The following is a 14,433-nucleotide window of genomic DNA, read 5'->3' as shown; positions in this document are numbered from 1 at the left end:
GCGCGGCAAGGAGATATATTGCCAGACCGGAGGGGCCCCGGGGGCGGGAATCTGGGCGTACACATTTCCTACACATATTGGGATCCGACTAACGTTTGCCAGCCGTTACCTACCGCTCGCCGAGCATCTCTTTATATAAGGCAGTCTCATGGTTAAAGCGGATACGTCCCCCTAGCTAAAGCACAGCCAGCATCGAGCAACTCATCACGTTCTTCCACCGAGAACCCCTCGGCGTAGACGCGCACCACTGGTTCGGTCCCGCTAGGACGAACCAGCAGCCACGTATCATCCTCGAATGCCAAACGCAAGCCATCCATATGACTAACGTTTTGCGGCACCTTGCCACAAATCGACTTGGGGTTTACGCCCGGCAGCAGGGTTCGTAACGTTTCGGCATCTTCGGCCTCAAGGCGCAAATCCCGTCGACCGTAACTCGTCTTACCAAAACTGTCCTCGAGTTGGTCGACCAGAACGCCCAAAGGCGCGTCCGTCTTAGCCATAAGCTCACACAGAATCAGACAGGCGAGGATTCCATCGCGCTCGGGCATATGCGCGGCGATGCCGATACCACCGGCTTCTTCACCGCCTATGAGGACGCCGCCCTTCTTCATCTCCGCCGCTATATATTTGAAACCGACTGGTTTGACGGTCACGCGGCAGCCAAGCGCCTCGGCAATGCGACGCACGAGCGTCGAGCATGAAAGATTGACGACGACGCGCCCCTCCAAATTACGAAATTGAACCAAGTCGCCCAAAACGAGCGCCATGATCTGATGCGGATGTATATATCTGCCGCGCTCGTCAACCGCACCGATACGGTCGGCGTCGCCGTCGGTCACCAGACCAGCGCAAGCTCCGTCATCGATAACCGTGCGCTCGCAAGCGTCCACCCAAGGCTCAACGGGGTCGGGGCAGATATCTTCTTGGTCAGACGCCTGCCCGGCGTGAATCTCGTGCACCTCAACGCCAAGCTCGCGCAGCAAGTCGGCTAGATAACCCTGGGCTGCGCCGCCCATGGGATCGACAACCACGCGCATGTGCGCGCCGCGGATGGCTTCGGCATCGACAAACGATGCCACCGCCTGCATATAGTCAGGAATGATATCCGCGGTGCGATATTGCCCCTCGATCCCCATTGGCTCGGGAGCCATGGTCTCTTCGAGCTCTTCGATGACATCCTGGTTGGCGGTCGAGCCGTCACCCATGCGAATCTTGAGGCACAGATAACCCTGCGGATGATGGGACCCCGTCACCATGAGCGCGCCGCACGCCTCACCGTCATAAGCCGCCGCCCACGTAAGGGCAGGGGTCGGAACAGGTCGCGAAGCGAGCACGGCGTCCAGCCCGTGCGCTGCTAGCACGCCCGCCGCAAGCTCAGCGAACTCGCTCGCCAGGGGCCGGGTGTCGAACCCTATATATACCGTTTTGCCCGGATTGGTCTTTTGCCACAACTCGCCGACGGCATCGGCGATACGGGCAACGTTATCGGCAGTGAAGTCCTCATCGACGCGAGCGCGCCAACCGTCAGTTCCAAAATGAATTATCGCGCACACGCGCAGACACCTCACAGTGTTTGGATCATGGTACGCGTGAGGTATACCCGCAACACGCACTCAGCAACCTGCCGGCACCAGCATTCACCATTTGGGCAAATGCTGCCGAGGACATGCAAGCAATAAAAAAACCGCCCCGTATGGAGCGGTTTTGCCCTTTATATATCGAGCGCCTCGGCCATCGCTGCCGTAGTGATTGCCGTGGTTCCACAGCAACTGCCCACCATTGCGGCGCCGGCATGTCTCCATTCGATGCATGCGCGCGCGAAAGCTTCGGGATTCTCGTGCCATACGGGGCCATCCTGAGTCTGGACCGGATCGCCTACGTTGGGACGCACCGTAACGGGAGTAGTCGCCGATGCAACCATCCTGGGCACCGCCGCATTCGCGGCCGCAAGCGAACAGCAATTAACACCAACCGAGTTTGCGCCGTGTTTTTCGGCGTACAAAACGGCTGCCTCGATGTTGAGGCCATCGCCCAGCAGGTCGCCTTTATCGTCAACGACAAAACTCACCAGAACAGGCATGCCGTCGGCGGCATCTCGGGCGCCGGCAAGCATGGGCTGCAGATTACGGATAGACGTCACCGTCTCGATCAGCAGACCGTCAACACCAGCATTGAGCAAGGCGTGCGCCTGTTCGCGCGCAATGCCGCGGATTTCACGATACTCGACAGAGTCCTCGGCAAACCACTCAATACCGATCGGGCCCATCGAGCCCAGCAGTAGCTGAGGGTGCGCCTGGCGGGCATCGTCGACGGCCCCGCGATTGACCTCCGCCACGGACGGCGCAATCTGGTCGTGCTTGAGGGCATAGCTCGATGCCTGAAAGGTATTGGTAATGAGCACCTGCGCGCCGGCGGCGACATACAAGCGATGGATACGAGAAACGGTCTGCGGCTCTGCCAGATTCCAAAACGCCGGTGGAATGTCGGCGGCATCGTACTCACTCAACAAAACACTGCCCATGGGGCCCTGCGCCAACAAGGTCTCGCTCGACAAGCGGCGCGTAAGTTCCTCGGCACCAAAGCGGTTGTAATAACTCGTATCCATATATATCCCGCTATTCCTCGACGCTGATTCCCTGCTTTTCGAGATAGGCGAGCCAGCGGCTCATCGTGTCCTCGGATAGCGCATGCTCCATCATGCAGGCCTCGGAATCGGCTCGCTCAAATTCGACACCGAGCTCCTGAACCAAAAACGTGCGGATGAGGCGATGACGGTACCAGATAGCCGTGCCAACCTCGCGGCCGCGATCGGTCAGGATCACCTTGCCGTAGTGCGATTGCTCGACAAGCTCGGATGCCTTGAGAGCCGAAACCGCTTTATTGACCGATGCCTTGGAGACGCCAAGGCGCTGCGCGATGTCGACCGATCGAACGCCGTTGGTTTCCCCCTCTTCGCTTTCAATGCGAACCATGCACTCCAAGTAGTCTTCGTTCGCCACCGTCAGATGTAGTTCGCGCGAGCTATTTGTCGTATCCATGATCTTCCGTCCCTTCTGCATTCAATGGCTGATTCTACCCCATCCAAGCGTCGCGGTATGCCGTGGCATACCGTGCTAGAGTTCTTGTTGCACACGACGACCAAGATTGGAGCGGTCTTTATGGAAAACACCACCACGAACCCCGATGTCCTCGAGCGCTTTTTGCGCTACGTCCAGATCAACACGCAGTCCGAGGATGCAAACTGCGACCAGGTACCCTCGAGCGCCGTTCAGTTTGACCTTGCCAACGTGCTGGCTGAAGAGCTGCGCGAGCTTGGTGCGGAAGATGCCCACGTGACCGAGCACGCCTATGTCTGCGCGCATATCCCCGCAAGTGCGGGCGCTGAGGACAAGCCCGCCCTGGGCCTGATCGCCCATCTCGACACCACCGAAGTTGCACCGGGTGCCGGCGTGAAACCGCACATCGTACACTACGAAGGCGGCGACCTGGTCTGCGGCACGGTTGACGGTAAGCCCGTTGCCATGAGTACCGCCAAGCTTCCCGCCCTGAACGACCTCGCAGGTGAGGACCTGGTCTGCAGCGATGGCACCACGCTGCTGGGCGCGGACGACAAGGCAGGCGTCGCCGAGATCATGTCGCTTGTCGCGCGTATCGCTCAGGACCCTTCTCTGCCCCATCCCGCACTCGGCATTTGCTTCTGCCCTGACGAGGAGATCGGCCACGGAGCCGAGCTGTTGGATATCGATACCTTTGGCTGCAAGTACGCCTACACGGTCGACGGCGGCCCCATCGGCGAACTGGAGTGGGAATGCTTTAACGCCGCCGAGGCGACCGTCTGCTTTGAGGGCCAGTCCATCCACCCGGGCGACGCTAAGAGCCGTATGGTCAACGCAGGCAATCTGTTCTGCGACTTCAACGCGTTGCTCCCCTACGTACAGCGCCCGGAGTATACGGAAGGCTACGAGGGCTTTTATCACCTTGAGGGTGTATCTGCGACCGTCGATCACGCCACAGCGCGCTATATCGTCCGCGACCATGACGCCGCCAAGTTCCAGCAGAAACTCGACCTTATTGATGCCGCTGCCTCGATGCTCAACCAGCGTCTGGGTGAGGAGCGCGTGACGGTCGAGATTAAGCAGCAGTATCGAAATATGGCCGAGATCGTTCGTGACTATCCCGAGCTTATTGATGTTGCCAAGGAAGCCTACCTTGCCTGCGGCGTTGAGCCCCAAGTGCTGCCAATTCGTGGTGGCACCGACGGCGCCCAGCTGTCGTTCCGCGGTCTGCCCTGCCCCAACCTTTCCACCGGCGGCTATTGCTACCACGGCGTCAACGAGTTCGTCCCGGTCAGTTCGCTCGTCAAGATGACCGACGTGCTCCAGGAGCTCGTCGCCCGCTTTGCATAGGGAACTCGAACAATCTAGGTAAGCAAAACCGCCCCGTCCTCAAAACCGAGAGAACGGGGCGGTTTTTGGTGCAAGGGGAGTAGTCAGCACCGCAGGTTGAGCCAACGTCAGCGAGCGACGTCCATGGCGAACAAGTTGGCATGAAAAAGGCAGGGCATTGACCTTCTGGTCATGCCCTGCCTTTTGAATGACAAATTGTCGCCTTGGGCGGCGCGCAGCGTCGAGCCGTTACGGCGTTTGGTAAAACGCCGTAACTTAGTAGTTGGCTTCGTAGCCGTTGCCGTCGCCGGTGGGCTCTTCGTAGTAGTCCGAATCGCTCGAATCGCTTGAGTCATCGGGATCGTCAGAGCTGACCGATGAGGTTGCGGTACCGTTTGCGTAGTCGTCAGACGTGTTGTTGTTCAGGTCGCCGATCGTAGAGCTGGAACCGTCGGAAAGACCCATGGTGTTGGGACCCTTGGGATCCTTGCCGGCATCGACGCGCTCCATCATTTCCTTGAGCTCGTCCTCGTAGACAAAGACGTAGCTCACACCGTCGATCATGGTGCTGTCGTCGGCGTACGAGGGCAGGTTGGCCGAGTAGATACCGTCGACATCCATACCGCGCATGGCGTTGACCGTAGCCACGATATCCTGAACGCTCATATCGGTTACAAGCATATCGGACAGCGAATTAACCAGGCCAAAGATCTTCGTGGCATCGAAGTTATTGAGAATCTGGTTGGCAAGGGCGCCAAGTACCTGACGCTGGTGGCGCATGCGCGTGTAATCGCCGTCGGCATAGGTGTAGCGGCAGCGGGCATAGGTAAGGGCGGTGGCACCGTCCATATGCTGCTGGCCAGCGGTAATCTTGATATCCAGGTGCTCGGGGTCGTCAACATCATCGGTTGCGTTAATGTCGATACCGCCAACCGAATCAATCAGCGCCTGCATACCGTCGAAGCTGACCTCGGCATAGTGGGAAATCTGAACACCGCACAGCTCGTTGACCGCCTCGACCATGGCCTCGGCACCGCCAACGGTATGGCAGGCGTTGATCTTCATGGTCTCGCCCTTGTACTCGACCTTGGTGTCGCGCGGAACGGAAATGAGCGTCGCCTGCTTTTGCGTGGGGTCGATGCGTGCCAAGATAATCGAGTCGGCACGATACGTATCCTCGCCCGGACGGCCGTCGGTGCCAAGAAGCAGCACGTAGAACGGATCCTTTGCCTCATCGGTGTCAACCAGAACCCGACGCAGATTGTCGGTAATGACATTAGAATCGCCGAGCTTGCCCATAATGGTGGCAAACCACAGGCCGGCAGCGGTAGTGGCACTCAGCAGCACGCCAAGCACGACAATGAGCGCGACGTGACGAATCGTGTGGCTACGACGACGTTGACGAGCGCGCTCGGAATAGCGAGCCACGTTATCGCGACTGTAGATCTTGGCCTGCGCACCAGTTGAGGGTCTTCGGGCGGTGGTATCCGCGAGGGGCTTTTTATTAAACATAGGCAACCTGTATTAGTAGATGACGGGATCGGGGACGGAAGCATGCTCGACATGCGCGCCGAGCGCCTGCAGCTTTTCGACAAACTGCTCGTAGCCGCGCTTGATGTGATGGATGGCCGAAACCTCGGTCGTCCCGTCGGCGATCAAGCCCGCTACGACGAGGGCCGCTCCGCCACGCAGATCGGGCGAGGTAACCTGTGCGCCCGAGAAGCCCTTGACGCCATGAATCATGGCATGATGGCTCTCGATACGAATGTCGGCACCCATGCGCACCAGCTCAGAGGCAAACATAAAGCGATTCTCGAAGATGTTCTCGGTAATAACGGAACTGCCGTCGGCGAGAGCGGAGAGCACCATAATCTGCGCCTGCATGTCCGTCGGGAAACCGGGGAACGGAAGCGTCTGGATGTCGACCGGCTTGATACGCTCGGCACGGTTTACATGGACGCCATCCTCGACGCGCTCGCAGTCGATACCCATGAGCTCCATCTTCTTGAGCACCATGCACAAGTGAATGGGGCAAAAGCCCGTGACATCGACACCGCGATCGTCGGCCATCAACGCACCGGCAACGATAAAGGTACCGGCCTCGATGCGGTCGCCCACCACGCGATGGGTAACGGGATGGAGCTCTTCCACGCCTTCGATAGTCACGACGGGCGTACCCGCGCCGACAATCTTGGCGCCCATCTCGTTGAGCATGTTAGCGAGATCGACGATCTCGGGCTCGCGGGCGGCATTGTCGATAACCGTGGTACCCTGCGCGCGCACGGATGCCATAATGAGGTTCTCGGTCGCACCGACGCTGGCGAACTCGAGCGTGACGGTGGTACCGCGCAGACCTTGGGGCGCATTAGCGTTGATGTAACCGTGGGCGGTATCGAACTCAACGCCCAGGGCCTCAAGACCAAGAATGTGCATATCGATCTTGCGAGCACCCAGGTTGCAGCCGCCGGGCATGGCTATCTTGGCACGATGGAAACGGCCCAGCAGGGGTCCCATCACGGCTGTGGAAGCACGCATCTTGGCAACGAGCTCGTAGGGGGCCTCCCAAGAATCGACCTGAGAGGTATCAATCTCGAGCGTATGCTCGTCGAGAACATCGATCGTAGCGCCCATGCCCTTGAGCACCTTGCCCATCACGTGGACATCGGAAATATCGGGCACGTTCTGCAGCGTCGTCTTGCCCGGCGCCAGAAGCGTTGCCGCCATGAGTTTGAGTGCGGAGTTCTTGGCGCCCGAAACGGGCACGGAGCCTCCGATGGCGTGGCCACCCTCAACGCGGATAATATCCAAGGTCTACCCTTTCAAAAAGCATGCCCGGGATGGCTGGGCCATCCCGGGCATGATGTGTTCGCAAATGGTCGAACGATAAATCGTTTGACTATTGGGCAAGCTTGAGCTTACACCATGCGATTTCATTATAGAGGTAGGCGCGGCGTGCATCATCCTCCGACAAATTACCCAGCTTCTCTTCAAAACCTTGAATATCAGCTTTAAGCTTGTCGGCATCGACGGTCGCCAAATCGCAAGCGCGCTCGGCGAGAACGGTCACGACATCGTCCGCAACCTGGGCATAGCCGCCGGCCACGGCAAACGTGTGGTCGACAGTGCCCATGGCCTTATCGGAAACGCGAACGTAACCGCGGTCGATCGTGCAGATCTCGCTGGAGTGAGCAGGCAGAACGCCAAACTCGCCATCCGTGGACGGAATCGAAACAAACGCAGCGTCGCCCTCATAGGCGCAGCTCACGGGGCACACGATGCGGATACGCATAACCTACTTCTCCCCCATCTTGCGGGCGCGCTCGCGCACGTCCTCAATCGTGGAAGCATAGCGGAAAGCCTGCTCGGGCAGGTCATCGGCCTTGCCGTCGACAATCTCGGCGAAAGAGCGGACGGTATCCTCGACGCGGACGTAGACACCGGGGTTGCCGGTGAACTTCTCGGCGACGTGGAAGGACTGCGAGAGGAACTGCTGGATCTTACGGGCACGGTTGACCGTAAGGCGCTGCTCCTCGGACAGCTCGTCCATACCCAGAATGGCGATGATGTCCTGAAGGTCGGAGTACTCCTGCAGGAGCTCCTGGACCTTGACGGCGACACGGTAGTGCTCCTCGCCGACGATCGAGGGATCGAGAGCGTCGGAGGAAGACGCGAGCGGGTCGATAGCCGGGAACAGGCCGAGCGACGAAATGCTACGCGAAAGAACCGTGGTGGCGTCGAGGTGCGTAAACGTCGTGGCAGGCGCCGGGTCGGTCAGGTCGTCTGCGGGGACGTAGACAGCCTGGACGGAGGTAATGGAGCCCGTCTTGGTCGAGGTAATGCGCTCCTGGAGGTCGCCCATCTCGGTTGCCAGCGTGGGCTGGTAACCAACGGCGGACGGCATACGGCCCAGCAGTGCGGAAACCTCGGAACCTGCCTGGGAGAAGCGGAAGATGTTGTCGATGAACAGCAGAACGTCCTGGCCACGATCACGGAAATACTCAGCGGTGGTAAGGCCGGCCAGACCGATGCGCAGACGCGCTCCGGGCGGCTCGTTCATCTGACCATAGACCAAGCAGGTCTTGTCAATAACGCCAGACTCGCTCATCTCGAGGAACAGGTCGGTGCCCTCGCGGGTACGCTCGCCGACGCCGGTGAACACCGAGGTGCCGCCGTGCTCCTGGGCGAGGTTGTTGATGAGCTCCTGAATCAGAACGGTCTTGCCAACGCCGGCGCCGCCGAACAGGCCTGTCTTGCCGCCACGGATGTAGGGCTCGAGCAGGTCGACGGCCTTGATGCCGGTCTCGAAGATCTCGGTCTTGGTGGTGAGCTCGTCGAAACGGGGCGCTGCATGGTGGATGGGGTAGAACTCCTCCACCTCGGGCATGGGCTTGCCGTCGACGGGCTTGCCCATGACGTTCCAAATGCGGCCGAGCGTCTTGGGGCCAACGGGCATCTTCATGGGCTCACCGGTATCGGTGGCGATGAGGCCGCGCTGCAGGCCGTCGGTCGAGGACATGGCGACCGTGCGGACGACGCCGCCCGGAAGCTGGCTCTCGACCTCGAGGATCGTGCTCAGATGACCGATCGGGGTCTCGGCCTCGACCGTGAGCGCGTTGTAGATCGGGGGCACCGCGCCGTCAAACTTGACGTCGACGACAGGGCCGATGATTCGCACGATGCGACCATCACCGGCAGTCGTCTTCTTGGTGGCTTCCTCGACCGCAAGCTTTACGGTGTTATTAGCCATTACTGTTCCTCCAATGCTGAGGCTCCGCCGACGATCTCGTTAATCTCGGTCGTGATCGAAGCCTGGCGCACGCGACTATACGTGCGGGTAAGGGTCGAGATGATCGCGGTGGCGTTTTCCGTCGCGGAGTGCATGGCCTTGCGGCGTGCACCCTGCTCGGCAGCCGCCGAATCGATCAGGGCCTGGTAGATGACCGTCAGGATATAAGACGGCACAAGCTTGCCGAGAACATGCTCGGGAGAGGGCACGAACTCGAACGTGGACGAGATGCGCTTAGGGGCGTCGGTCTCGTTCTTACGCGGACCGTGGGCCATAGCGATCATCTCGGGGTCGAGCGGCAACAGATGCTCGACGCGAAGCTCCTGATCCACGCGGTTCTTGGCGTGGTGGTAGACAAGCTCGACACGGTCAAGCTCACCGGCACGATACGCATCGCAGATATGAGAGGAGATCATGCGGGCCTGATTGAAATCGGGCTCAGAGGAGTTGCCCTCAAAGTGCATGACGACGTTTGCGCGGTCACGGAAATACGTGGCCGGTTTGCGCCCACACGTGATGATCTCGCACTCGATGCCGTCGTTCGCCCAAGAAGCGGCGAGCTTTTCGGCCGTGCGCTCCACCGTCGTATTGAAACCGCCGGCAAGGCCGCGGTCCGAGGCAATAACGACAATCAGGCCATGCTTGACGCTCTCATGCTTCTGCAGCATGGGATCGGTGCCCGAACAGGAGGCGTCGCCGGCGACCGTCAACATGACGTCGGTCAGCGCCTCCTTATAGGGCTCGGCCTGCTTGGAGCGATCGAGAGCACGACGGATCTTGGCCGTAGAGACCATCTCCATCGTGCGCGTGATCTGCTTGGTCGTGGTAACCGAGGAGATTCGCTTCTTAATGTCGCGAAGGTTGGCCATGGGGCTTAGTTCTCCTCTGATCCAGAAACATCCGAATGGTGCTTGGCCATGAACTGCTGCTTGAAGTCGCCGATGACGCGCAAGAGCTCAGCCTTGGTGTCATCATCGATCTTCTTGGCGCGAACCTTGTCGAGCAGCGAGCCAAAGCCATTGTCCATGTACTCGATGAGCTCGGCACGGAAAGGCAGCACGTCGGCAATCTCCAGGTCATCCAGGAAGCCCTCGTTGCCAGCGAACAGCGTAACGATCTGCTCGCCAACCTCAAACGGCTTGTAGCGCGGCTGCTTCAGGAGCTCGGTCATGCGGGCACCATGGGTCAGCTGCTTCTGAGTAGCCTCGTCAAGGTCGGAGCCAAACTGCGTAAAGCCAGCGAGCTCCTGATAGGAAGCGAGGTCCAGACGGAGGTTGCCGGCGACCTGCTTCATAGCCTTGGTCTGCGCATCGCCACCGACGCGGGACACGGAAATGCCCACGTCGACTGCCGGGCGCTGGCCCTGGAAGAAGAGCTCGGACTGCAGGTAGATCTGACCATCGGTAATGGAAATGACGTTGGTCGGAATGTAGGCCGAGACGTCGCCGTCCTGGGTCTCGATGATCGGCAGAGCTGTCATGGAGCCGTAACCGTTCTTCTTGGACATCTTGACAGCACGCTCGAGCAGACGAGAGTGCAGGTAGAAGATGTCACCAGGATAGGCCTCGCGTCCGGGCGGACGATGCAGCGTCAACGACATCTGACGGTAGGCCACAGCCTGCTTGGACAGGTCATCGTAGATGACGAGCACGTGGCCGCCGGGGTTGGTCTCGCTGGCGGGCTTGCCGTCCTCGCCGTTGTACATGAAGAACTCGCCGATAGCGGCACCGGCCATAGGCGCGATGTACTGCATAGGGGCGGAATCGGCAGCGGTGGCCGAAACGATGATGGTGTAGTCGAGCGCACCGTGCTGAGCGAGGGTCTCGCGGATGTTGGCAACCGTGGAGGCCTTCTGGCCGATGGCGACATAGATGCAGACAATGCCCTTGCCGCGCTGGTTGAGGATAGCGTCGATGGCGATGGCGGTCTTACCGGTCTTACGGTCGCCGATGATGAGCTCACGCTGACCGCGGCCAATAGGCACCATGGAGTCGATAGCGAGCAGACCGGTCTGAACCGGCTCGCACACCGGGGTACGATCGATGACGCCGGGAGCCTTGAACTCGATGGGGCGACGGTGCGTGGCGACGATGTCGCCCAGGCCGTCGATGGGCTGGCCGAGCGGATTGACGACGCGGCCGAGCATGGCACGGCTCACGGGGATATCCATAATGCGGCCAGTGGTGCGGCACTCGTCGCCTTCCTTGATGGAGTCGACGGCACCAAACAGAACGGCGCCGACCTCGTCACGGTCAAGGTTCTGGGCAAGGCCGAAGACGGTCTCACCGGTATCGGAGCTCTTGAACTCCAGAAGCTCGCCTGCCATGGCGCTCTTGAGGCCGGAGACGCGCGCGATGCCGTCGCCTACCTCGTCGACCGTTGAAACCTCATGCGTATCGACCGTCGCGGAGAGGCTCGTGAGCTGCTCCTGCAGTTTCTTGGCGATATCCTGGGCATTGAGGGTTTCGGACATTAGGCTTCACCTCCGTACGAATTAGCAGAGTTTGCGAGGGTCTCCTGCGCGATGCGCAGCTGCGTCTTGACGGAAATGTCACGACGCTCGCCGCGGGCCTCGAGCACCAGGCCGCCCACGATAGACGGGTCGACCTGCTCGATAAGGAATACCTTGCGGCCGAAGTCCTGCTCGCATTTCTTAGTGATGGTTTGACGCAGCTCGTCGTCGAGCGGGATCGCCGTGGTGACGGTCACGCCCACTACATCCTCGTCTTCCTCGGCAACATACTTAAAGGCAGCTGCCACCTTGGGAAGAAGGTCGAGCTGGTCGCGCTTGGACATGGTGTCGAGCACGGCGATGATCTCGGGGCTGGCAGAAGCCAAGCGCTCGACCATCTCGAGGTCCTCGAACACATGGTTCTCGGCCTTGGCGGCTTCCAAAAGGGAACGCGCGTAGGTCTCGAGCACCTTGTCCTGATAGCGGCTAGTCGGCATTCAGGCTACCTGCTTCCTGGATGTAGCGCTCGATGAGCTTCTTCTGCTCGGCATCGTCCTCGAGTGCCTCGCCCACGATCTTGGTGGCGACGGCAACGGACAGGTCGGCGATGGAGCTCGCGGCACCGGCATAGATGGACTTGCGCTCGTCCTCGACGGTCGTATGGGCCTTGGCGATGATCTCCTCGGCCTCCTTGTGAGCAGCCTCGATGATACGGGCACGCTCGGACTCGGCGTCCTTACGGGCCTCGAGAACGATGTCGGCAGCCTGACGACGGGCGTCGGTGACGATCGAGTCGGACTCAGCGCGCTTGGCGATAGCCTCCTGCTTGGTCTTCTCGGCCTCGTCGAGGCTCTCCTCGATCTTCTTGCCGCGCTCCTCCATGGTTTTCATGATGCCCGGCAGGGCGACCTTGGCCAGCACGATCCAGATAATCAGGAAGGCGATAAGCGCCGGGATGAACTCCGCCATCTTAGGGATGAGGATGTCCGCACCGGCGGCGCCGTCCTCGGCGAACGCGGAAACCGGCATGAGCAGCGCGGCCGCGGACGCGGAGAGTGCGATCGCGCTCTTCTGGGATGAAAGATTCATACTTGACGCTCCGTGCTATTTAACGATCAGCGCGACAACGAAGCCGATCAGAGCCAGAGCCTCGCCGAAAGCGGAGCCCATGATGAAGACGGTGAACACGCGGCCCTGGACCTCAGGCTGACGGGCCATAGCACCCGTAGCACCCAGAGCAGACAGGCCGATAGCAAGACCAGCGCCGATAACACCGAGACCGTAACCGATAACTCCCACGATTCCTCCTTTGTCGTGCGTGTCTTATTTCACGCAGGATAACCTTTTTATAACTGCCGGGCTCCATGGGTACGGGCACCGGCGGTTTAACGAATTGCCTTACCTTTAAGGCACGAACGGAAGACTACTCCTCCTCCGCGACCTCCTCTGCCTCGGAGACATACACGGCGGTAAGGACCGTGAAGACGTAAGCCTGGATGGCGCCGACCACAAGCTCGATCGCATAGATCAGGATGAGGATGGCAAGCCAGGCCAGCGAAGGCAGGGCGCCGACGGCGTGGGCCGCGGAAACCTGCTGAAGCAGCGGCTGCATGAACATGCTCGCCATGATGGCGAACGAGCCCATGACCACGTGTCCTGCGAACATGTTGCAGAACAGACGGACGGCAAGCGTGATGAGGCGCAGGAAGGTCGAGAAAAGCTCGACGACCCACACGAGCACGTTCATCGGGAAGCTCACGCCCTGCGGGGCGAGGCTCTTGATGTAGCCGATCACGCCGTGAGCCTTGCATCCGTAGTAGATGAAGTACACGAAGGCGAAAATGGCGAGTGCGGCGGTGGAGCCGATTGCGCCGGTGCCGGGCTTCATTCCCGGGATCAGGCCGATCATGTTATTGATCAGGATGAACAGGAAAAGCGAGCACAGGAACGGGAAGTGCTTCTTCCAGTTCTCACCCACGACACCCTTGCCGATATCGTTCTCGACGTACTCGATGATGTACTCGAAACCGTTGACGAAGAAGCCCTTGGGAACCAGGGTCTGCTTCTTCTTGAACACGGCCAGGACGATCAGGAGCACGATCGTGGAGACGATCAGCCAAAACGAGTACTGCGTGATGCCGCAGCTCAGATCGCCCACGACAGGGGTGGAGCTGAACTCGCTGACCAGATGATTAATCTCATCAGGCAGCTTTTCAAAAATTTCCACGACTTACCTTTCGACCTCATGAGGATCTCGCAGCGCCTTGGCGACGCGAACCGCGCAGGCGGCCATAAAGGCCACGAAGCCGATCGCCTCGCCCAGGAGGAACATGCGAAATGCCTCTCCGAACAACACAAACACAACCAAGGTAAAGACAAGCAACGCGATTGCCGAGACCGCGAGACTCACCATACCCTTGAGCATGTCCGCATTCTGCTTATCGTCAAGAACCGGCTTGAGCGTAAAGACAAAGGGAAGGAAGGCAATCGCGCCCGCGATGGCACCTGCAACGATAGCGAGCAGATCGGCTATCTGAAACACTGGCGTCCTCACTTTCCTTTTTTATCGCCTCACAGGACAGTTCCCGCCAAACATTGGTGACTATTGTACGAGCCAATCGCTAAAGTACAACCGAAAAAAGCATCGGTTAATACGCACCTGTTCGTTTTCTTAAGACCTTCTTTATGCCGCAGGTACGGTAATACGTTTTTCTCGAACCCTGCAGGGCAAAACGTCCGTTAACAGGAGTGCGCGCGGTCGTCTTTTGCTCGCCCGCGCGCACCATTTCTTCGTATTTTCGACGTTAGCC

General features: G+C 59.7%; 15 protein-coding genes. 1 reads left to right on the top strand and 14 read right to left on the bottom strand.

Annotated elements, in window-relative coordinates; translation table 11 throughout:
* Nucleotides 1-152 precede the first annotated feature (152 nt).
* The 3 genes from LK493_RS08055 to LK493_RS08045 all read right to left on the bottom strand — a co-directional run bounded on the left by LK493_RS08055 (nucleotide 153) and on the right by LK493_RS08045 (nucleotide 3,038).
* Nucleotides 153-1,553, bottom strand: a complete 1,401-nt coding sequence (locus LK493_RS08055) for a phosphoglucomutase/phosphomannomutase family protein (protein ID WP_227790683.1) — start codon at nucleotides 1,551-1,553, stop codon at nucleotides 153-155.
* 158 nt (nucleotides 1,554-1,711) lie between these two features.
* A complete protein-coding gene (locus LK493_RS08050; RefSeq protein WP_006235725.1) occupies nucleotides 1,712-2,605 on the bottom strand; it encodes a homocysteine S-methyltransferase family protein in 894 nt (297 codons plus the stop codon).
* A gap of 10 nt (nucleotides 2,606-2,615) precedes the next feature.
* Complete coding sequence (locus tag LK493_RS08045) at nucleotides 2,616-3,038, bottom strand: metal-dependent transcriptional regulator (RefSeq protein WP_040359600.1); 423 nt, start codon at nucleotides 3,036-3,038, stop codon at nucleotides 2,616-2,618.
* 120 nt (nucleotides 3,039-3,158) lie between these two features.
* On the opposite strand from LK493_RS08045, the gene pepT reads away from it, so the two are divergent.
* Nucleotides 3,159-4,406, top strand: coding sequence for a peptidase T (pepT, locus tag LK493_RS08040; RefSeq protein WP_227790682.1), 1,248 nt, complete (start codon nucleotides 3,159-3,161; stop codon nucleotides 4,404-4,406).
* Between the two features lie 255 nt (nucleotides 4,407-4,661).
* Here the strand turns inward: pepT and LK493_RS08035 are convergent, their stop codons facing one another.
* The 11 genes from LK493_RS08035 to LK493_RS07985 form a co-directional block, all read right to left on the bottom strand.
* On the bottom strand, nucleotides 4,662-5,897 hold the full coding sequence (locus LK493_RS08035) for an LCP family protein (protein ID WP_227790681.1): 1,236 nt from the start codon (nucleotides 5,895-5,897) through the stop codon (nucleotides 4,662-4,664).
* A 12-nt stretch (nucleotides 5,898-5,909) separates the two neighbouring features.
* The gene (gene murA, locus LK493_RS08030; protein WP_227790680.1) at nucleotides 5,910-7,193 is read right to left on the bottom strand and encodes a UDP-N-acetylglucosamine 1-carboxyvinyltransferase; all 1,284 of its coding nucleotides are present in this window, start codon (nucleotides 7,191-7,193) and stop codon (nucleotides 5,910-5,912) included.
* A gap of 88 nt (nucleotides 7,194-7,281) precedes the next feature.
* On the bottom strand, nucleotides 7,282-7,674 hold the full coding sequence (atpC, locus tag LK493_RS08025) for an ATP synthase F1 subunit epsilon (RefSeq protein WP_006235718.1): 393 nt from the start codon (nucleotides 7,672-7,674) through the stop codon (nucleotides 7,282-7,284).
* A 3-nt stretch (nucleotides 7,675-7,677) separates the two neighbouring features.
* The gene (atpD, locus tag LK493_RS08020; RefSeq protein ID WP_006235717.1) at nucleotides 7,678-9,132 is read right to left on the bottom strand and encodes a F0F1 ATP synthase subunit beta; all 1,455 of its coding nucleotides are present in this window, start codon (nucleotides 9,130-9,132) and stop codon (nucleotides 7,678-7,680) included.
* Nucleotides 9,132-10,040, bottom strand: a complete 909-nt coding sequence (gene atpG / locus LK493_RS08015; protein ID WP_227790679.1) for an ATP synthase F1 subunit gamma — start codon at nucleotides 10,038-10,040, stop codon at nucleotides 9,132-9,134. The genes atpD and atpG overlap by 1 nt, the downstream gene beginning before the upstream one ends.
* A gap of 5 nt (nucleotides 10,041-10,045) precedes the next feature.
* Entirely contained in the window at nucleotides 10,046-11,644 is a 1,599-nt protein-coding gene (gene atpA, locus LK493_RS08010; RefSeq protein WP_227790678.1) for a F0F1 ATP synthase subunit alpha, read from the bottom strand.
* The gene (locus LK493_RS08005) at nucleotides 11,644-12,120 is read right to left on the bottom strand and encodes a F0F1 ATP synthase subunit delta (RefSeq protein ID WP_035138792.1); all 477 of its coding nucleotides are present in this window, start codon (nucleotides 12,118-12,120) and stop codon (nucleotides 11,644-11,646) included. Before LK493_RS08005 ends, atpA begins: the two co-directional genes overlap by 1 nt.
* Complete coding sequence (atpF, locus tag LK493_RS08000; RefSeq protein ID WP_006235712.1) at nucleotides 12,110-12,712, bottom strand: F0F1 ATP synthase subunit B; 603 nt, start codon at nucleotides 12,710-12,712, stop codon at nucleotides 12,110-12,112. Before atpF ends, LK493_RS08005 begins: the two co-directional genes overlap by 11 nt.
* Before the next feature lie 15 nt (nucleotides 12,713-12,727).
* A complete protein-coding gene (locus LK493_RS07995; protein ID WP_022094262.1) occupies nucleotides 12,728-12,922 on the bottom strand; it encodes an ATP synthase subunit c family protein in 195 nt (64 codons plus the stop codon).
* 124 nt (nucleotides 12,923-13,046) lie between these two features.
* The gene (atpB, locus tag LK493_RS07990) at nucleotides 13,047-13,850 is read right to left on the bottom strand and encodes a F0F1 ATP synthase subunit A (RefSeq protein WP_022094263.1); all 804 of its coding nucleotides are present in this window, start codon (nucleotides 13,848-13,850) and stop codon (nucleotides 13,047-13,049) included.
* Between the two features lie 3 nt (nucleotides 13,851-13,853).
* A complete protein-coding gene (locus LK493_RS07985) occupies nucleotides 13,854-14,165 on the bottom strand; it encodes a hypothetical protein (RefSeq protein WP_035138788.1) in 312 nt (103 codons plus the stop codon).
* Between the last annotated feature and the right edge of the window lie 268 nt (nucleotides 14,166-14,433).

It is taken from the genome of Collinsella aerofaciens (assembly GCF_020709435.1).
GTDB classification, from domain to species: domain Bacteria; phylum Actinomycetota; class Coriobacteriia; order Coriobacteriales; family Coriobacteriaceae; genus Collinsella; species Collinsella aerofaciens_AU.
Note: the sequence above shows the minus strand (reverse complement) of the source record. Positions and strands in the feature narration are given on the sequence as shown.

Excerpts from the sequence above, each read along its gene's own strand:
- LK493_RS08050 (WP_006235725.1), bottom strand. The coding sequence starts at position 2,605 with ATGGATACGAGTTATTACAACCGCTTTGGTGCCGAGGAACTTACGCGC.
- LK493_RS08045 (WP_040359600.1), bottom strand. The coding sequence starts at position 3,038 with ATGGATACGACAAATAGCTCGCGCGAACTACATCTGACGGTGGCGAAC.
- pepT (WP_227790682.1), top strand. The coding sequence starts at position 3,159 with ATGGAAAACACCACCACGAACCCCGATGTCCTCGAGCGCTTTTTGCGC.
- LK493_RS08035 (WP_227790681.1), bottom strand. The coding sequence starts at position 5,897 with ATGTTTAATAAAAAGCCCCTCGCGGATACCACCGCCCGAAGACCCTCA.
- atpC (WP_006235718.1), bottom strand. The coding sequence starts at position 7,674 with ATGCGTATCCGCATCGTGTGCCCCGTGAGCTGCGCCTATGAGGGCGAC.
- atpD (WP_006235717.1), bottom strand. The coding sequence starts at position 9,132 with ATGGCTAATAACACCGTAAAGCTTGCGGTCGAGGAAGCCACCAAGAAG.
- atpG (WP_227790679.1), bottom strand. The coding sequence starts at position 10,040 with ATGGCCAACCTTCGCGACATTAAGAAGCGAATCTCCTCGGTTACCACG.
- atpA (WP_227790678.1), bottom strand. The coding sequence starts at position 11,644 with ATGTCCGAAACCCTCAATGCCCAGGATATCGCCAAGAAACTGCAGGAG.
- LK493_RS08005 (WP_035138792.1), bottom strand. The coding sequence starts at position 12,120 with ATGCCGACTAGCCGCTATCAGGACAAGGTGCTCGAGACCTACGCGCGT.
- atpF (WP_006235712.1), bottom strand. The coding sequence starts at position 12,712 with ATGAATCTTTCATCCCAGAAGAGCGCGATCGCACTCTCCGCGTCCGCG.